Raw genomic sequence first — 16213 nt, 5'->3', positions numbered from 1 at the left:
CGACGTAGGGGGATCCGGTGGCCACTGCTGAGGACGTGCTGAACGCCGTGGACGAGGTCGTCTCCGACGGTGTCCGGCGAGGCCTGCTGCTCAACCACGTCGAGGACGGCGCCCTGGACGGCCGCCACGTGACCATCGACGGCCGCCGGATGGTCAACTTCGGCTCCTGCTCCTACCTCGGCCTGGAGACGCACCCGGCGCTCAAGGCCGGCGTCGTCGAGGCGGTGGAGCGGTTCGGCACGCAGTTCTCCTCGTCGCGCGTGTACGCCTCCGCGCCGCTGTACCGGGAGGTCGAGGAGACGCTCGCCGGCCTGTTCGGGCGCGGGGTGATCGTCACGCCGTCCACGAGCATGGGGCACCTGTCGGCGATGCCGACGCTGATCGGCGAGCGCGACGTGCTGCTGCTGGACCACCAGGTGCACAACTCGGTGCAGACGGCGGCCAAACTGGTCGCGGCCACCGGCGCCAAGGTGGAGCTCGTCCCGCACAGCGACCTGCACACGCTGGAGAAGCGGCTGGCGACCTACCGGAAGACCCACCGGCGGGTCTGGTACGCCGCCGACGGGCTGTACTCCATGTACGCCGACCTGATGCCGACGGCGGAGCTCGACGACCTCGCCGCGCGGTACGAGAACCTCTGGCTCTACGTCGACGACGCGCACGCCGTCTCGTGGACCGGCCGGCACGGCCGCGGGCACGCCCTCGAGCACCTCTCCCCCGGGACGCTGGCCCGGACGGTGGTCGCCGCCTCGCTGAACAAGTCCTTCGCCGCGTCCGGCGGGGCGATCACCTTCCCGGACGAGCGCACCCGCGGCCGGGTGCTGCGGCTGGGCGGGCCGCTGATCTTCTCCGGACCGGTCCAGCCGCCGATGCTCGGCGCGATCCTGGCCTCGGCCCGGCTGCACCTCACCCCCGAGGTCGCCGAGCGGCAGGCGCTGCTGCTCGACCGCATCCGGCTGTTCAACCGGCTCGCCGCGGAGGCCGGGCTGCCGGTGGTGTCGGAGTCGGAGACGCCGATCCGCTGCGTCGGGGCGGGCGTCTCGTCGGTCGCCTACCGGCTGGTGGAGCGGCTGCGCTCGGCGGGTTTCCACGTCAACACGGCGTCGTTCCCCGCCGTCCCGGCCAAGCGCAGCGGCGCACGGCTGACCATCACCGCGCACCACACCGCGGACGACGTCGCCGGCATGGTGGCGGCCCTGGCCGAGCACCTGCCGGCCGCCATCACCGACGAGGGCGCCTCGGTCGACGACCTGCACCGGGCGTTCGCCCGCCAGCTGCGCGGCCGCAAGGTCATGGGCGCCGAGACGGCCCCGCGCACCAAGCCCGCGCTGCGCCTGGAGCACCACCGATCGATCGACGGCGTCGACACCGCGGAGTGGGACCGGCTGCTCGGCGCCCGCGGCGCCTTCTCCGCGCACGCGCTGCGCACCCTCGAGTCGGTGTTCGACACCGGCGGCACCGGCGCGGCGGGCCAGACCGAGGACGCCTGGGACTTCCACTACTTCGTCGTCCGCGACGACACCGGCGCGCCGGTGGCCGCGACCTTCTTCACGACCGCGCTGTGGAAGGACGACATGCTCTCCTCCGCAGCGGTGTCGCGGGAGATCGAGCGGCGGCGGATCGAGAACGCCGACAGCTACCACCTCACGTCGACGATGGTCGGCATGGGCTCGCTGCTCACCGAGGGCGACCACCTCTACCTCGACCGCGGCCGCGACTGGCGGGGCGCCCTGCGGATGATCCTGCGCGCCGCCCGCCGGGAGGAGGACCTCGCCGCCGCCGCGGGCGTCGTCCTGCGCGACCTGCCCGACGACGACGAGCTGCACGACTTCCTGCTCGGCGAGGGCCTCATGCGGCTGCCGATCTGGAGCACCTGGCACCGCGAGGTCGACTTCGCCGACGACGACGCCTTCCTGGGCCAGCTGACCCGCAAGCACCGCTACCACCAGCGCACCCGCGTGCTGGCGTGGGAGCCGGCCTACCGGGTGCAGGTGCTCCGCGGCGGCAGCCGCGAGGCGCGGGCGCTGAAGCCGTGCGTGCGTGACGAGCTGTACCGGATGTACCGCAACGTGCACGCCCGCTCGTTCGAGCTCAACGTCTTCCCGCTGCCCCGCCGGGTCGTCGACGCCGTCCTCGAGTCGCCGGGCTGGGAGGTCGTGCTGCTGCACCTGCCCGACCGCGCCTCCGGGCCGGTGGCCTTCGCCGCGCAGCACGTCTTCCCCGGCGCGGACGGGCACGTCGCCCCGGTGTTCGTCGGACTCGACTACTCCTACGTGCCGACCCACAACAGCTACCAGCAGCTGCTCTTCCAGGCGCTGCGCAGCGCGCAGCGGCACGGGCTGCCGCACGTGCTGTACGGGATGAGCGCCGACCTGCAGAAGGCCCGCTTCGGGGCGACGCCGCAGCGGCGGTGGGCCTACGTGCAGGCCACGGAGACGTTCAACATGGACGTGCTCGCCCGGGTCAGCGAGACCGTCGCCACCGCCTGACCCCTCCCGGGCGGGGGGGTCAGGCGGCCGGTTCGTCGCCGCTCAGGCGGGCGCGCAGGTCCTCCTTGGCCGCCTGCCGGGCGACGCTGCGCGCGGCCAGGGCCTCGGTGAGCCGGTCCCGCACGGGGCGCAGCACGAGGTAGGCGATCGGCATGGACAGCAGCACCCCGAAGAGCAGGCCGGCGTAGCTGCCCAGCCCGGCGACCCACAGCACCGCGACCAGCGCCGCGGCGATCGCCAGGCGGCCGAACGTGTAGAGCAGCAGCCACGGGGCGACCCGGGGCGGTGTGGCGGGCCCGCCGTCCGGCCCCGCGGGACCGGTCGGGACGGGGTCAGGCGTCGACGCGGCCATGGCGCCCCTCCCACTTCGTCGAGAGGACGACGGTGGTCCGGGTGCGGGCGACGCCCCGGATCCGGTTGATCGCGCTGATGCTCGCCTCCAGGGCGGGGATGTCGGGAACCCGGACCTTGAGCACGTAGCCCTCGTTGCCGGCCACCCGCCAGCAGTCCTCGACCTGCGGCATGGCGCTCAGCGCCTCCTCGACGCCGGTCTCGTCGACCGCGTCGCTCTCGATGACGCCGACCAGCGCGGTGACGTCGAGGCCGAGCGCCGTCGGCTCGACCACCGCGCGGTAGCCGGTGATCACCCCGGCCGCCTCCAGCTTGCCCACGCGCTCGTGCACGGCGGGCGAGGACAGGCCGACCTGCCGGGCCAGCTCGGCGTAGCTGGCCCGCCCGTTGGCGCGCAGCAGGTCGATGAGCTGCCGGTCCACGGCGTCGATGGTGCGTCTCCGTCCTGCGGTTCGGGGCAGCGGCGCTCGCTGCCCGCCACCGAGTATTCACGCGGACGTACATTGGAGGCCGACGAGGGGGTGGTGGGCCGGTGGCGGCGTTCCTGGTGGTCCTTCTGGTGGCGGTCGGCGTGGTGGTGCTGCTCATGCGCGCCGCGACCGCGGCGGGCAACGGCGGTGGCCTGTCGGCGCCGCGACCGCCGCGCGCGCCCCGGGTGCGGCCCCAGCGCCCGCGCCGTCCGGTCGCCCCCGACGACGACCCCGACTTCCTGCGCGAGCTCGACCGGCGCCGCAGCCGCGGCGAGAACCCCGGCGCCTGACGACGGGGTCAGGCGGCCGAGCTGATCCCGGCCGAGCTGGTCCCCGCCGGGCGGCGCCGGTCCGGCGCCGGTTCGGCCGGGTCGTGCGCGGACTCGTCGAGGTCCCCGGGCCAGCCGAGCCCCTCGCCCTTCCGCGGCGGCGCCGGCCAGCCGATGTCTCCCTGCCGGGACGCCCCGTTCGCGGCGCTGTGGCTGCCCATGGGGGCATGGAAGCACGCGCCGCCGCCCGCCGTCACGGGGCGGATGCTCCGCCTGGGCTCAGCTGACGCCGCCGTAGCTGTGCAGGCCGGTCGAGACCATGTTCACGTAGAGCAGGTTGAAGATCATCACGCCCAGCCCGACGACGTTCACCCACGCCGCGGGCCGGCCGCGCCAGCCCGCCGTCGTGCGCGCGTGCAGGTAGCCCGCGTAGACCACCCACGCGATGAACGCCCAGGTCTCCTTGGGGTCCCAGCCCCAGAACCGGCCCCACGCGCTCTCGGCCCAGATCGCGCCGGCGATGACGGCGAACGTCCAGATCGGGAAGCCGAAGACCGCGGTGCGGTGCGCCACGCGGTCGAGCGCCGCGGCCGAGGGCAGCCGGTCGAGGATGCCCGGCGCGGCCGGCTCCTCGCCGGAGCCGCCCGCGGCCACCGTGGCCTCGCGCCGGGACCGCACCAGGTACAGCACGCTGGCGATGCCGCTGACGAAGAAGATGCCGAACCCGAGGATCGCCGTCGACACGTGGACGGCCAGCCAGCTCGACCGCAGGGCCGCGACCAGCGGACCGGCGTCGGCGTACAGCCACAGCCCGATGCCGACCATGCCGAGCACCACCGGCACGAGCACGAACACGCCGATGTGCCGCAGGCCCGGCGAGCGCAGGGCGAGCACCCAGAAGGCGAGGACCGCGACCAGCACGGTGGCGGTCGCGAACTCGTACATGTTGCCCCACGGCAGCCGGCCGGTGGCCATGCCGCGGGTGACCAGGATCGCCGCGTGCGTCACGATGCCGAGCGCGGTGAGCAGCATGCCGAGCGCGCCCCAGCGGCGGCCGGCGCGCGGCTCGGCGACCTCGCCGGCGCCGACCGGTGCCGGCTCGACCGGCGCACCCGCGCCGACCAGCTCGCGGGAGCGCGCGCGGGCCGGGCGGCGACCGAACGCCAGCTGGGCGCAGAACGCCACGACGGCGAGCGAGTACAGCCCGACGCTGATCGAGAAGAACGTGTCCGACAGGTCGGCCAGCGTCTGGTCAGTGGTCACGCGTCGGTGCCTCCCGGTCCGGTGAGCGGTCGTCCAGGGCGGCCCGCAGGTCGCCGGTCAGCGCGGCGAACCGCGGGCCGGGCTCACCGCTGCCCTTCGTCAGCGAGGCCAGCGACAGCACGGTACCGCTGCCCCCGGCCGCCTCGGCGGCCCGGGCGAAGAACCGCTCGCGCCGCACGAGCAGCATCCCGAGCAGGCCGGCGAGCATCGCGATCGCCGACACCAGCACCCACACCTGGCCCGGGTCGTGCGAGAACTGCAGCGCCGCGAACTCCTTGACGCCGGTGAACGTGATCGTCGTCCCGTCGTCCAGGGTCAGCGACTCCCCCGCCGCCAGGTTCCCCTCGCCGACCTGCGACAGCCGGCCGCGGTCGATCTGCGAGGAGTCCAGCGAGTACACCGACTGCGGGATCCCCGAGTCGAGACCGAGGTAGCCCCGGTAGACGACGATCGCGACCTGCGGCGCCAGCGGGCGCGGGTCGATCGAGGTGAGGATGCCGCCCGACACCGAGCCGGTGGGGGCGAAGAAGCCCTCGAGCGCGAGCTGGTCCTCCTGGCCGGGGACGTCGGGCAGCTTGAGCGCGCCCTGGCTGGCCATCGTCGCCTGGTCCGACGGCAGGAACGGCACCGAGAGGTCCTCGAACGACGAGCCGTCGGGGAACGTGACGGTGAACGTCGGGCTGAACCCGTGGCCGGTCACGTAGACCCGGTCGCCGTCCACCCGCAGGGGATCGTTGACGCCGATCGTCGTCTCGCGCCCCTCCTCGCCCGGCGCCCCGTAGCGGATGCCGGCGGTGTAGGAGGCGGCGGTCAGGTTCTCCTCGTACTCGGCCTCGAAGTCCTCGAGGTCGACGCACAGCGGCGACAGGTCGCCGCCCTCGACCAGTGCGCCGGACGAGTACGTGTCGTACTGCTGGAACGAGTTGCAGAAGCCCTGCCCCTCGGTGACCAGGATGCTGCCCTCGTAGCCCCACAGCTTGCCGCCGGCGAGGCCGAGCAGCAGGGCCACCAGCGACAGGTGGAACAGCAGGTTGCCGGTCTCCTTGAGCAGCCCCTTCTCGGCGGAGAGCTCGGGGCCGGCAGTGCCGCCGGCCCCGGCGGAGCGGGCGGAGCCGTCGCGGCGGACCACGCGGTAGCGGCGGACCCGCAGCTCCTCCTCCACGACGTCGAGGGCCTCGGTCCCGCGCAGCGGCGTCTCGAGGCTCGCCGAGTCGGGCAGCCGCAGCAGGTGCCGCGGCGCCGGCGGTGGGGCGGCCCGCAGCGCGCGGGCGTGCTCCACCGCGCGGGGCAGCACGCAGCCGATCAGCGAGACGAACAGCAGCAGGTACACCGCCGCGAACCACGGCGAGCTGAAGACGTCGAACAGGTAGAGGTCGTCCAGCACCGGCGCGAGCGCCGGGTGCTCGGTGAAGTACTCGGCGACGGCGTTCTGCGACAGCGACCGCTGCGGCAGCAGGGATCCCGGGATCGCCGCCAGCGCGAGCAGGAACAGCAGGATGATCGCCGTCCGCATCGCGGTCAGCCGGCGCCACCAGCGCAGCAGCAGGCCGGTGACGCGCCGGTGCGCGGGTGCGGGCGGCGGGGGCGTCGGCGACGTCCGCGGCGGGTCCAGGACGGTCACGACCGCTCCTCGCTGACGCTCGTCGCGTCCGTGCCGGACGGTGCTGTGCCCATGTGCGAGCTCGCGAGCTCGCTCACAGTGCCGACTCCCCGAACCCGCTGGCCGCGATCCACGAGCGCAGCCACTGCATCAGCTCGGTCCACAGACCGGTCACCAGCAGGACGCCGACGACCACCAGGACGACGCCGCCGACCCGGGTGACCGTGCGCGCGTGCCGGCGCAGGAACGACGTCGCGCCCATCGCCCAGCGCGCGCCGAGCGCCACCAGGACGAAGGGGATGCCCAGGCCCAGGCAGTACGCGACGCCGAGGAGGGCGCCGCGGCCGGCGGTCGCCTCGGCGTAGGCCAGCGAGTTCACCGCGGCCAGGGTCGGCCCGAGGCACGGCGTCCAGCCGAGCCCGAACACGATGCCGAGCAGCGGCGCCCCGGCCAGCCCGGCGACCGGGCGGGCCGAGAGCCGCGCGGTGCGCTGCAGGAACGGCAGCCAGCCGAGGAAGGCCAGCCCCATGACGATCGTGACGACGCCGAAGACCCGGTTGAGGACGTCGGACCACTGCAGCAGCAGCCGCCCGAGCCCGCCGAACGCGGCGCCGAACGCCACGAACACCAGCGTGAACCCGAGCACGAACAGCAGGGCGCCGAGCACCATCCGCCCGCGCGGCGAGCGCTCGTCGGTCGTCGTCCGCACGGCCGTGGCGGTGCCGCCGCCGGCCGGGGCGGGCGCCGTCGCCGTCCGCGCGCCGGTGCCGACCAGGCCGGTGACGTAGGAGAGGTAGCCCGGCACCAGCGGCAGGACGCACGGCGAGGCAAAGCTGATCAGCCCGACCAGCGCGGCGACCGCGGCGCCGACGAGCAGCGGGCCGTCGGTGACCAGGCGGCCGAAGGTGTCCCCCACTCAGCCCTCCTCGGTCACCAGCGTCAGGACCGAGCGCAGGTCGTCCTGCTGCACGGCCGCGGTGTACACGGCGGCCACCCGCCCCTGCCGGTCCAGCACGATGGTGGACGGGATCGCGTTGGCCGGGTAGTCCCGGAACGCCAGCGCCACCTCGCCGCGCGGGTCGAACAGCGACGGGAAGGTGATCGCCTTGCTGTCGAGGAACGCCTGGGCCAGCTGGCGGTCGTCCTTGACGTTGACGCCGAGGAACTGCACGCCGTCGCCCTGGACCTCGGCGTAGACCTCCTGGAACTCCGGGGACTCCACCCGGCACGGCGGGCACCACGAGCCCCAGAAGTTGATCACGGCGACGTCGCCGCCGAGCTCGGTCGAGGAGTACTCGCTGCCGTCGAGCAGCTCGCCGGCGAACTCCGGCGCCGCCTGCCGCTCCTCCGGCGCGATCACCTCGCCGGCCGGGGTGCCGGCCACGAAGCGGAACTCCCCGCCGTTGTTGACGTCGACGGCGTCGGAGCCGGTCGAGCAGCCGGCCAGCAGCACGGCCGTCCCGGCGAGGGCGCCCAGCAGCCGCCTCATGCCCCGGGCACCGCGTCCGGGTCGGTCGCGCCGGCCGGCTCCGCGTACTCCACCCGGGCCACCCGGTCGCCCTCGTAGACCAGCGAGGTGACGCTGGCCAGACCGCACTGCCGCCGGCGCGGGTCGTGCGCGTAGCGGCGGCCCTCGACGTGCATCCGCAGCGTCCAGATCGGCAGCTGGTGGCTGACGCAGACGGCGGCGTGCCCGCGGGCGGCGTCGCGCGCGGCCTCGACGGCGGCGAGCATCCGGGCGGCGATCTCGACGTACGGCTCGCCCCACGACGGCCGGAACGGGTTGCGCAGCTTCCACCAGTGCTGCGGCGCGCGCAGGACGCCGTCCCCGACCCCGACCCGGAGGCCCTCGAAGGCGTTGCCGGCCTCGATCAGCCGGTCGTCGGTCGCGATCTCCAGCCCGAGCTGCTCGGCGATCGGCGCGGCGGTCTCCTGGGCGCGCTGCAGCGGGCTGGAGACGAGGTGGGTGACGTCCTTGCCGAGGAACCACTGCGCGGCCTTGCCGGCCATCGCCTGGCCGGCCTCGGACAGCCGGTACCCCGGCAGCCGCCCGTAGAGGACCTTCTGCGGGTTGTGGACCTCCCCGTGCCGCAGCACGTGGACGACGGTGACCTCGGCGCTCACGGGCTCAGCTCCTGGGCGTCCTTCGCGATCTCGTCGGGCGGTGCGTCGGCGGGGTCGGCCGCGGCCGCCGCCCGGGCGGCGTAGGGCAGCGCGTCGAGGACGCGCTCGAGCGACTCGCCCCCGAGCACGGCGCTGACGAACCACGACTCGAACGCCGACGGCGGCAGGTACACGCCGCGGGCGAGCATCTCGTGGAAGAAGGCGGTGTAGCGGGCGACGTCCTGGGTCCGCGCGTCGTCGTAGTCGCGGACCTGCCGCTCGTCGGGCACGAAGAAGATCGAGAACATGCTGCCGGCCTGCTGCACGCGGTGCGGGACGCCCGCGGCGAACAGCGCCGCGCTCGCCGCGCCGCGCAGGGTCGCCGACACCTGGTCGCAATGGGCGTACACCTCGTCGGTGCAGTGCCGCAGCGTGGTGAGCCCGGCGGCGACGGCCACCGGGTTCCCGGACAGCGTGCCGGCCTGGTACACCGGCCCGACCGGGGCGAGCTGGTCCATGAGGTCGGCGCGGCCGCCGAACGCGGCCGCGGGCAGGCCGCCGCCCATGACCTTGCCGAAGGTGAACAGGTCGGCGTCCACGGGGTCGATGCCGTACCAGCCGGAGCGGGACACCCGGAAGCCGGTCATCACCTCGTCGAGGACCAGCAGGGCGCCGTGCGCGGCGGTGATCCGGCGCAGCTCGCCGTTGAAGCCGTCCAGCGGGGGGACGACGCCCATGTTGCCCGCGGCCGCCTCGCTGATCACGCAGGCGACGTCGGCGCCGCGCTCGGCGAAGACCCGCTCGACCGCCGCGACGTCGTTGTAGGGCAGGACGACGGTGTCGGCCGCGGCGCCGGTGGTGACGCCGGGGGTGTCGGGCAGGCCCAGCGTGGCGACGCCGGAACCGGCCGACGCGAGCAGCGCGTCGACGTGGCCGTGGTAGTGGCCGGCGAACTTGACCACCAGCGGGCGGCCGGTGGCGCCGCGGGCGAGCCGGATCGCCGAGAGCACGGCCTCGGTGCCGGAGTTGACCAGGCGGACCCGCTGCACCGACGGCATGCGGGCGAGGATCTCCTCGGCCAGATCGAGCTCCGCCTCGGTGGGCGCGCCGAAGGACAGCCCGCGGCGCGCGGCCGCCGTCACGGCGTCGACGACGGCCGGGTGGGCGTGGCCGAGCAGCATCGGTCCCCAGGAGCTGACCAGGTCCACGTACCGGCGGCCGTCGGCGTCGGTCAGGTACGCCCCGGCGGCCGAGGCCATGAACCGCGGGGTGCCCCCGACGGCGCGGAAGGCGCGCACGGGGCTGTTCACCCCGCCCGGGGTGACCTGACGGCCACGGGCGAAGAGGTCGGCCGACACGGGGGCCTCGTAGGCGTAGCGGGAGGTGTCCGACGAGGTCACCGGTCCAGTGTCCCCTCTGTCCCCGGGCCGCCGTCGGGGACGTCCGCCACAGCGGCCAGCAGGGCGGTGGTCAGCGCGGCCGGGTCGCGGGTGGGCACGAGCACGGTGCGACCGTCGGCCAGCCCGAGCGGCAGCCCGGTGCGGCCCTTCGGCACCGACCAGCCGCCGCCGAGCACCGGCGCGCCGGCGTCGACGCCCGCCTCGCCGTCGCGGACGGCGCGCAGGTGGGCGGTGTCGACGTCGGCCAGCGCCACGCGCTCGCGGCCGACCGACAGCGCGGCGTCCGGGCCGTCGGCGTCGACCCGCACGGTCCACACCCGGCGGGCCGAGACGACGCCGGCGGCCACGACGCCCAGCACCGCGACGACGGCGAGCACCCACACGACCGGCGGCACGTCGGGCCCGGGGAACGCGAGGTCGGCGACCAGGAACACGGCCAGGGCGGCCGCGACCAGCCAGAACGGCCGCCACGACCCGCCCGGCTCGACGTACGGGGTCACCTCAGCGCAGCCAGCGGGCCGCTTCGACCGCCCAGTAGGTGAGCACCGTGCCGGCCCCGGCCCGGCGGATGGCGGTGAGCGTCTCGAGGATCGCCCGCTGCCGGTCCACCCAGCCGTTGGCGGCGGCTGCCTCGAGCATCGCGTACTCGCCGCTGACCTGGTACGCGCTGACCGGCACGTCGACGGCGTCGGCGACCGCGCGCACGATGTCGAGGTAGGGCAGGGCGGGCTTGACCATGACGGCGTCCGCGCCCTCGGCGAGGTCCTGCCGCACCTCGCGCAGCGCCTCGGCGGCGTTCGGCGGGTCCATCTGGTAGGTCGAGCGGTCGCCGAACCGCGGCGCGCCCTCGGCCGCCTCGCGGAACGGGCCGTAGAAGCCCGACGCGTACTTGGCCGCGTAGGCCAGGACCGGCGTCTCGGTGAAGGCGGCGCCGTCCAGGGCCCGGCGGATCGCGGCGACCTGCCCGTCCATCATCCCGCTGGGCGCGATCACGTGCGCCCCGGCCTGCGCCTGGGCGACCGCGACCGCGGCGTAGCGGTCCAGCGTCGGGTCGTTGTCCACGATGCCGGCCGGGGTCACCACGCCGCAGTGCCCGTGGTCGGTGTACTCGCACAGGCACAGGTCGGCCATGAGCACCAGCTCGTCGCCGAGGTCGGCCTTGAGCTGCTGCAGCGCGACGTTGACGATGCCGTCGGCGGCGTCGGCCTGCGAGCCCACCGGGTCCTTCTCCGACGGGACGCCGAAGAGGATCAGCCCGCCGATGCCGGCCTCGGCGGCCTCGTGCGCGGCCTTGCGCAGCGAGTCCAGGGTGTGCTGGACGACGCCGGGCATCGAGGAGATCGGCACCGGCGCGTCGATGCCCTCCTTGACGAAGACGGGCAGCACGAAGTCGGCCGGCGACAGCCGCGTCTCGGCGGTCAGGCGCCGCAGCGCGGGCGTCGACCGGAGCCGACGCCCGCGGGCGACCGGGCGGGCGGGAGACGGCAGCGTCACTTCGAGCTGCCTTCCTCCTCCGCCCGGCGCGCGGCGGCGAACTCCGCCAGCGCGTCGACCAGCGGGGCCACCGCGGCGGTCTCGGGCTGGACGTCGACCCGCAGGCCGAACTCCTGCGCGGTGGCGGCGGTGGCGGGGCCGATCGCCGCGACGACGGTCTTGGCGTGCGGCTTGCCGGCGATGCCGACCAGGTTGCGCACCGTGCTCGACGAGGTGAAGCACACCGCGTCGAAGCCGCCGCCCTTGATCGCCTCGCGCACCGGCGCGGGCGGCGGAGCGGCCCGGACGGTGCGGTAGGCGGTGACGTCGTCGATCTCCCAGCCGCGCTCGACGAGGCCGGCGGCCAGGGTCTCGGTGGCGATGTCGGCCCGCGGCAGGAGCACCCGGTTGATCGGGTCGAACACGTCGTCGTAGGGCGGGAAGTCGGCCAGCAGGCCCTCGCTGGACTGCTGCCCGGAGGGCACCAGCTCCGGCACGATGCCGAAGGCGCGGACGGCGTCGGCGGTGGACTCGCCCACGCAGGCGACCTTCACGCCGGCGAACGCGCGGGCGTCGAGGCCCAGCTCGGTGAACTTCTCGCGCACGGCCTTCACCGCGTTGACCGAGGTGAACACGATCCAGCCGTAGCGGCCGGTGACCAGGCCCTTGATCGCGCGGTCCATCTGCGCGGGGCTGCGCGGCGGCTCGACGGCGATGGTCGGCACCTCGACCGGCACGGCGCCGTAGGCGCGCAGCCGCTCGCTCATCTCGCCGGCCTGGTCCTTGGTGCGCGGCACCAGCACCCGCCAGCCGAACAGCGGCCGGCTCTCCCACCAGGAGAGCTTCCCCCGCTTGTCGACGGCGGCGCCGACGGTGGCGACGACGGCGCCGGAGAGCGCCTCGAGGCCGGCGGTCTTCTCGGCGACGGCCGAGAGCTTGCCGACGACGCTCTTCTGCGCCGTCCCGGAGCCGCCGGCGGTGACGACCACCGGCGTCGAGCCGGACAGGCCGGCCTCGACCAGGCGGACGGCCGCCTCGGGCAGCTCGTCGACGCCCGCGGCGGAGAGCACCAGCGGGCTGCTGGTGGCGGCCGCGGCGCCGGCGAGGGGCGCGAGGTCGGTCTCGCCGGCGAGGTCGGCGGTCAGCCAGCTGCCGCCGAGGGCGACACCGGCGAAGGCCGGGACGGCCGGGACCGGCGCGACGCCGGGGACGACGTCGAAGGCCACGGAGGTGCGGCCGACGGCGAGCACCTCCTTGACCGCGCGCTCGGAGGTGAACGGGTCGCCGGCGACGAGCCGGACGACGGCCGCCCCGCCCTTGGCGGCGGCCACCGCGGACCTGGCCACGTCGGCCGGCTCCCCGGAGACGGGGGTCAGCTCGGCCTGCGGGGCGGTCTCGCGGACGGCGTCCTGCACGGCGGCCGACACCTCGGGGTCGACGAGGACGACGCCGGCGGCGGCCAGCGCCTCGTACGCGCGCGTGGTCAGCATCCCGGGGTCACCGGGGCCGGCGCCGACGAAGACGACCTTGCCGGCCGGCACGCCGGCGGTCTTGCGGGTCATCGGGTGCTCCTGCTTCCTGGCCCCCGTCGGACGGGGGCGGTTGGTGGGTCTCAGGGGTGTGCGGGGGCCGCCATCAGCTCGGCGGCACCCCGGTCGAGCAGCTCGGCGGCGAGCCGGCGGCCGAGGGCCGCGGCGTTGTCGAGCGGGCCTGTGGTCGAGTCCCGGACGGCGTCGCTGCCGTCCAGGGCCGTCACCGAGGCGCGGAGGAACAGTTCGGGGCCGTGCTCGCCCTCGGCGACCTCGGCGTAGGCGGCGACCGGTGCGCTGCAGCCGGCCTCCAGCGCGGCGAGCGCGCTGCGCTCGGCGACGACGCAGGCGCGGGTGGCCGCGTGGTCGAGCGGGGCGAGCAGCGCCCGCGTGCGCTCGTCGTCGGCGCGGCACTCCACGGCGAGCGCGCCCTGGGCCGGGGCGGGCAGCACCTGCAGCGGGTCGAGCGTCTCGGTGATCGCGTCGAGCCGGCCCAACCGGGTCAGCCCGGCGCGGGCGAGCACGACGGCGTCCAGGTCGGCGTCCGGTCCCAGGGCCCGGGCCATCCGGGTGTCGACGTTGCCCCGGATCGGGACGACGTCCAGACCGAGGCCGAGCGCGCGCAGCTGGGCGACCCGGCGCGGCGCGCCGGTGCCGACCTTCGACCCGGCCGGCAGCTCGCCGAGGGTGAGGCCGTCGCGGGCGACGAGGGCGTCGCGCGGGTCCTCGCGCACCGGTACGGCGGCGAGGGCCAGGCCGGGCTCCGGGGCGGTGGGCAGGTCCTTGTAGCTGTGCACCGCGAGGTCGACCTCGCCGGCGAGCAGCGCCTGCCGGATGGCGGCGACGAACACCCCGGTGCCGCCGAGCTGCGCGATCGCGGCCGAGGAGCGGTCGCCCTCGGTGACGATGTGCACCAGCTCGACCGGGGTGCCGGTGGCCGCGGTGATCGCGTCGGCCACCCACTGCGACTGGGTCAGCGCCAGCGCGCTGCGCCGGGTGCCCAGGCGGAGGGTGGCGGTGCGGGTGGCGGTCACGGCAGGCCACCGCCCGGGCGCAGGTCGTCGGGGTCGACGGTGACCGCCTCGGCGAGGGTGGCGTGCTCGCCCTCCACGTCGGTGTCGATGCCCAGGCCGAACAGCGCGCGCAGCGCGCCGGCGTAGTCGGTGCCGCCGGGGGCGCTGGCCAGCTCCTTGACCCGCACGGTGGGCTCGTGCAGCAGCTTGTCGACGACGCGGTGCACGGTGCGGGCGATCTCGGCGCGGGCGCGGGCGTCGAGGTCGGGCAGCCGCCCGGCGAGGCGGAGCAGCTCGGCATCGACCACCTCGGCGGCCTGGCTGCGCAGCGCCGACACGGTGGGGGCGACCGCGGCCGCGTGCCGCTCGGCGCGCAGCAGCGACAGCTCGGTCTCGATCAGGTCGCGCGCCGCGGTGACGTCGTCGGCGGCCACCGAGCCGGCGATCGGGCCGCCGGACCGCCGCTCGCCCTGCAGCAGGGCTGAGTTCCGCTCGCTCTGCAGGAGAGCCAGGTCGACGACGTGCACGCCGGTCAGCCCGGCGACGCCCGGCTCGACGTCGCGCGGCAGCGCCAGGTCGACGACGACCAGCGGGCGGTCGGGCCGGCCGGCCGTCGCGGCGGCGACGACGTCGGTGCCGATGACGATGCCGCTGGCGCCGGTGCAGGTGACCAGGACGTCGGCGGCGGCGAGCTCGGCGGTCAGGTCGGCGAGCTCGACGGCGCGGCCGCCGACGTTCTCGGCCAGCCGCTCGGCGTGCGCGGAGGTGCGGCTGCCGACCGCCACGTCCGCGCCCCGGCGGGCCAGCGTGGTCGCCGCGAGGGCGCCCATCGAGCCGGCGCCGACGACGAGCGCCGGCCGCCCGGTCAGGCTGCCCAGCCGCGCCTCGGCGCGGTCCAGCGCGGCGGAGACGAGCGAGGCGCCGGCGCGGTCGATGCCGGTCTCGGCGTGCACGCGCTTGCCCACCCGCAGCGCCCGCTGGGCGACCGGGTGCAGCGCCCGGCCGACGGTGCCCTCCTCCTGCGCGAGCCCGTACGCGGTGCGCAGCTGGCCGAGCACCTGCGTCTCGCCGACCACCATCGAGTCCAGGCCGGCGGCGACGGTGAACAGGTGCGCGATCGCCTGGTCCTCGTAGTGGACCGTCACGTACGGGGAGAGCTCCTCGACGGTGGCGCCGGCCTGCCGGGCGAGCACCCGGCTGACGTCGACGACGCCGCCGTGGAACTTGTCCACCTCGGCGAAGACCTCGACCCGGTTGCAGGTGGCCAGCACGATCGCCTCGGTGACGTGCGTGCCGGCGACCAGCTCGTGCAGCGCCTTGACCGTCTCGTCCGGCCCCATCGCGAACTGCTCGAGCAGCGCGACGGGGGCGGTCTGGTGGCTCACGCCCACCGCCAGCAGGCTCATGCCATGCCTCCCGCGAGCACCGGCCCGCCCGTCCCGACCAGCCGCTGCTGGCCGAGGAAGGCGAGCACCTGCAGCTCGACGGACAGGTCGACCTGGCGGACGTCGACGCCCGCGGGGGCGGTCAGCGTCACCGGCGCGAAGTTCAAGATGCTCCTCACCCCGGCCGCGGCCAGCCGGTCGCACACCGGCTGGGCCACCTCGGCCGGTGTCGCGATGACCCCGATGGAGGCCTGCGTCGCCGCGACGACCGCCTCGAGCTCCTCGACCGGGCGCACGACCGATCCGCCGATCCGCTGCCCGATCCGGGCCGGCGCGGCGTCGAACAGGCCCACGAACTCGAAGCCCCGGCTGCCGAAGCCGGCGTAGTCGGCGAGCGCGGCCCCCAGGTTGCCGATGCCGACCAGCACGCAGGCCCGGTTGCGCTCGACGCCCAGCACGCGGGCGATGCGGTCGCGCAGGGTGCGCACCTCGTAGCCCACGCCGCGCACGCCGCACGGCCCGAGGTGGGAGAGGTCCTTGCGCAGGCCGGCGGGGTTGACCCCGGCGGCCGAGGCGAGCTCACCCGAGCTCACGGTGCTCCGCCCGCCGTCGGCCAGGCCGGTGAGCACCCGGAGGTACACGGCCAGGCGGGCGACGGTGGCCTCCGGGATCGTCCGGGGCCGGGGCTCTGTCACGGGGCCTGCTACTCCACAGCGGGCGCGCCAGGCGGCCGGCGGGCGCCGGCTCCGGTGCGCGACATCTCGGGGAACCAGGCGGGATGCCGCCCGGCATCCGCCACGGTAACCGCTTGTGAACGCAGGAACAAAGCCGCCGACCGCCGTCCCGCCGCTGACCGGCCACGGACGGG

The 16213-nt window shown here is 75.6% G+C and carries 17 protein-coding genes; 2 read left to right on the top strand and 15 right to left on the bottom strand.

The window, feature by feature from the left end; all coding sequences use genetic code 11:
* Window positions 1–17 precede the first annotated feature (17 nt).
* The gene (locus tag ACI8AF_RS05320; protein WP_456538630.1) at window positions 18–2489 is read left to right on the top strand and encodes an aminotransferase class I/II-fold pyridoxal phosphate-dependent enzyme; all 2472 of its coding nucleotides are present in this window, start codon (window positions 18–20) and stop codon (window positions 2487–2489) included.
* 19 nt (window positions 2490–2508) lie between these two features.
* On the opposite strand, the gene ACI8AF_RS05315 is transcribed toward ACI8AF_RS05320, so the two are convergent.
* Both ACI8AF_RS05315 and ACI8AF_RS05310 read right to left on the bottom strand, forming a co-directional pair.
* Window positions 2509–2841 (bottom strand): DUF4229 domain-containing protein, encoded by a 333-nt coding sequence (locus tag ACI8AF_RS05315; RefSeq protein WP_456538629.1) that lies wholly within the window; start codon window positions 2839–2841, stop codon window positions 2509–2511.
* Entirely contained in the window at window positions 2822–3262 is a 441-nt protein-coding gene (locus tag ACI8AF_RS05310) for an Lrp/AsnC family transcriptional regulator (protein WP_456538628.1), read from the bottom strand. The genes ACI8AF_RS05315 and ACI8AF_RS05310 overlap by 20 nt, the downstream gene beginning before the upstream one ends.
* 110 nt (window positions 3263–3372) lie before the next feature.
* On the opposite strand from ACI8AF_RS05310, the gene ACI8AF_RS05305 reads away from it, so the two are divergent.
* A complete protein-coding gene (locus tag ACI8AF_RS05305) occupies window positions 3373–3600 on the top strand; it encodes a hypothetical protein (protein ID WP_456538627.1) in 228 nt (75 codons plus the stop codon).
* A gap of 8 nt (window positions 3601–3608) precedes the next feature.
* On the opposite strand, the gene ACI8AF_RS05300 is transcribed toward ACI8AF_RS05305, so the two are convergent.
* The 13 genes from ACI8AF_RS05300 to ACI8AF_RS05240 form a co-directional block, all read right to left on the bottom strand.
* On the bottom strand, window positions 3609–3800 hold the full coding sequence (locus ACI8AF_RS05300) for a hypothetical protein (RefSeq protein ID WP_456538626.1): 192 nt from the start codon (window positions 3798–3800) through the stop codon (window positions 3609–3611).
* A gap of 58 nt (window positions 3801–3858) precedes the next feature.
* Window positions 3859–4842, bottom strand: coding sequence for a c-type cytochrome biogenesis protein CcsB (gene ccsB, locus ACI8AF_RS05295; RefSeq protein ID WP_456538625.1), 984 nt, complete (start codon window positions 4840–4842; stop codon window positions 3859–3861).
* Window positions 4832–6463 (bottom strand): cytochrome c biogenesis protein ResB, encoded by a 1632-nt coding sequence (resB, locus tag ACI8AF_RS05290; RefSeq protein ID WP_456538624.1) that lies wholly within the window; start codon window positions 6461–6463, stop codon window positions 4832–4834. Before resB ends, ccsB begins: the two co-directional genes overlap by 11 nt.
* 73 nt (window positions 6464–6536) lie before the next feature.
* Window positions 6537–7358 (bottom strand): cytochrome c biogenesis CcdA family protein, encoded by an 822-nt coding sequence (locus ACI8AF_RS05285; protein WP_456538623.1) that lies wholly within the window; start codon window positions 7356–7358, stop codon window positions 6537–6539.
* A complete protein-coding gene (locus ACI8AF_RS05280; protein WP_456538622.1) occupies window positions 7359–7931 on the bottom strand; it encodes a redoxin domain-containing protein in 573 nt (190 codons plus the stop codon).
* Entirely contained in the window at window positions 7928–8566 is a 639-nt protein-coding gene (locus ACI8AF_RS05275) for a histidine phosphatase family protein (RefSeq protein WP_456538621.1), read from the bottom strand. Before ACI8AF_RS05275 ends, ACI8AF_RS05280 begins: the two co-directional genes overlap by 4 nt.
* Window positions 8563–9945 (bottom strand): glutamate-1-semialdehyde 2,1-aminomutase, encoded by a 1383-nt coding sequence (gene hemL / locus ACI8AF_RS05270; protein ID WP_456538620.1) that lies wholly within the window; start codon window positions 9943–9945, stop codon window positions 8563–8565. The genes ACI8AF_RS05275 and hemL overlap by 4 nt, the downstream gene beginning before the upstream one ends.
* Complete coding sequence (locus ACI8AF_RS05265) at window positions 9942–10445, bottom strand: hypothetical protein (protein WP_456538619.1); 504 nt, start codon at window positions 10443–10445, stop codon at window positions 9942–9944. The genes hemL and ACI8AF_RS05265 overlap by 4 nt, the downstream gene beginning before the upstream one ends.
* 1 nt (window position 10446) lies before the next feature.
* Window positions 10447–11439 carry a porphobilinogen synthase gene (gene hemB / locus ACI8AF_RS05260; protein WP_456538618.1) on the bottom strand — a complete coding sequence of 331 codons (993 nt, stop codon included), beginning with the start codon at window positions 11437–11439 and terminating at the stop codon, window positions 10447–10449.
* Window positions 11436–12980, bottom strand: a complete 1545-nt coding sequence (locus ACI8AF_RS05255; RefSeq protein ID WP_456538617.1) for a uroporphyrinogen-III synthase — start codon at window positions 12978–12980, stop codon at window positions 11436–11438. The genes hemB and ACI8AF_RS05255 overlap by 4 nt, the downstream gene beginning before the upstream one ends.
* 50 nt (window positions 12981–13030) lie before the next feature.
* Window positions 13031–13981: a hydroxymethylbilane synthase gene (gene hemC / locus ACI8AF_RS05250; RefSeq protein ID WP_456538616.1), complete on the bottom strand. Its 951-nt coding sequence runs from the start codon at window positions 13979–13981 to the stop codon at window positions 13031–13033.
* On the bottom strand, window positions 13978–15366 hold the full coding sequence (locus ACI8AF_RS05245; protein WP_456538615.1) for a glutamyl-tRNA reductase: 1389 nt from the start codon (window positions 15364–15366) through the stop codon (window positions 13978–13980). The genes hemC and ACI8AF_RS05245 overlap by 4 nt, the downstream gene beginning before the upstream one ends.
* Window positions 15363–16040: a redox-sensing transcriptional repressor Rex gene (locus ACI8AF_RS05240; protein WP_456538614.1), complete on the bottom strand. Its 678-nt coding sequence runs from the start codon at window positions 16038–16040 to the stop codon at window positions 15363–15365. The genes ACI8AF_RS05245 and ACI8AF_RS05240 overlap by 4 nt, the downstream gene beginning before the upstream one ends.
* Window positions 16041–16213 lie beyond the last annotated feature (173 nt).

The sequence above is a fragment of the Blastococcus sp. SYSU D00669 genome (assembly GCF_054050715.1).
This window is presented reverse-complemented; position numbering and strand designations above follow the sequence as displayed.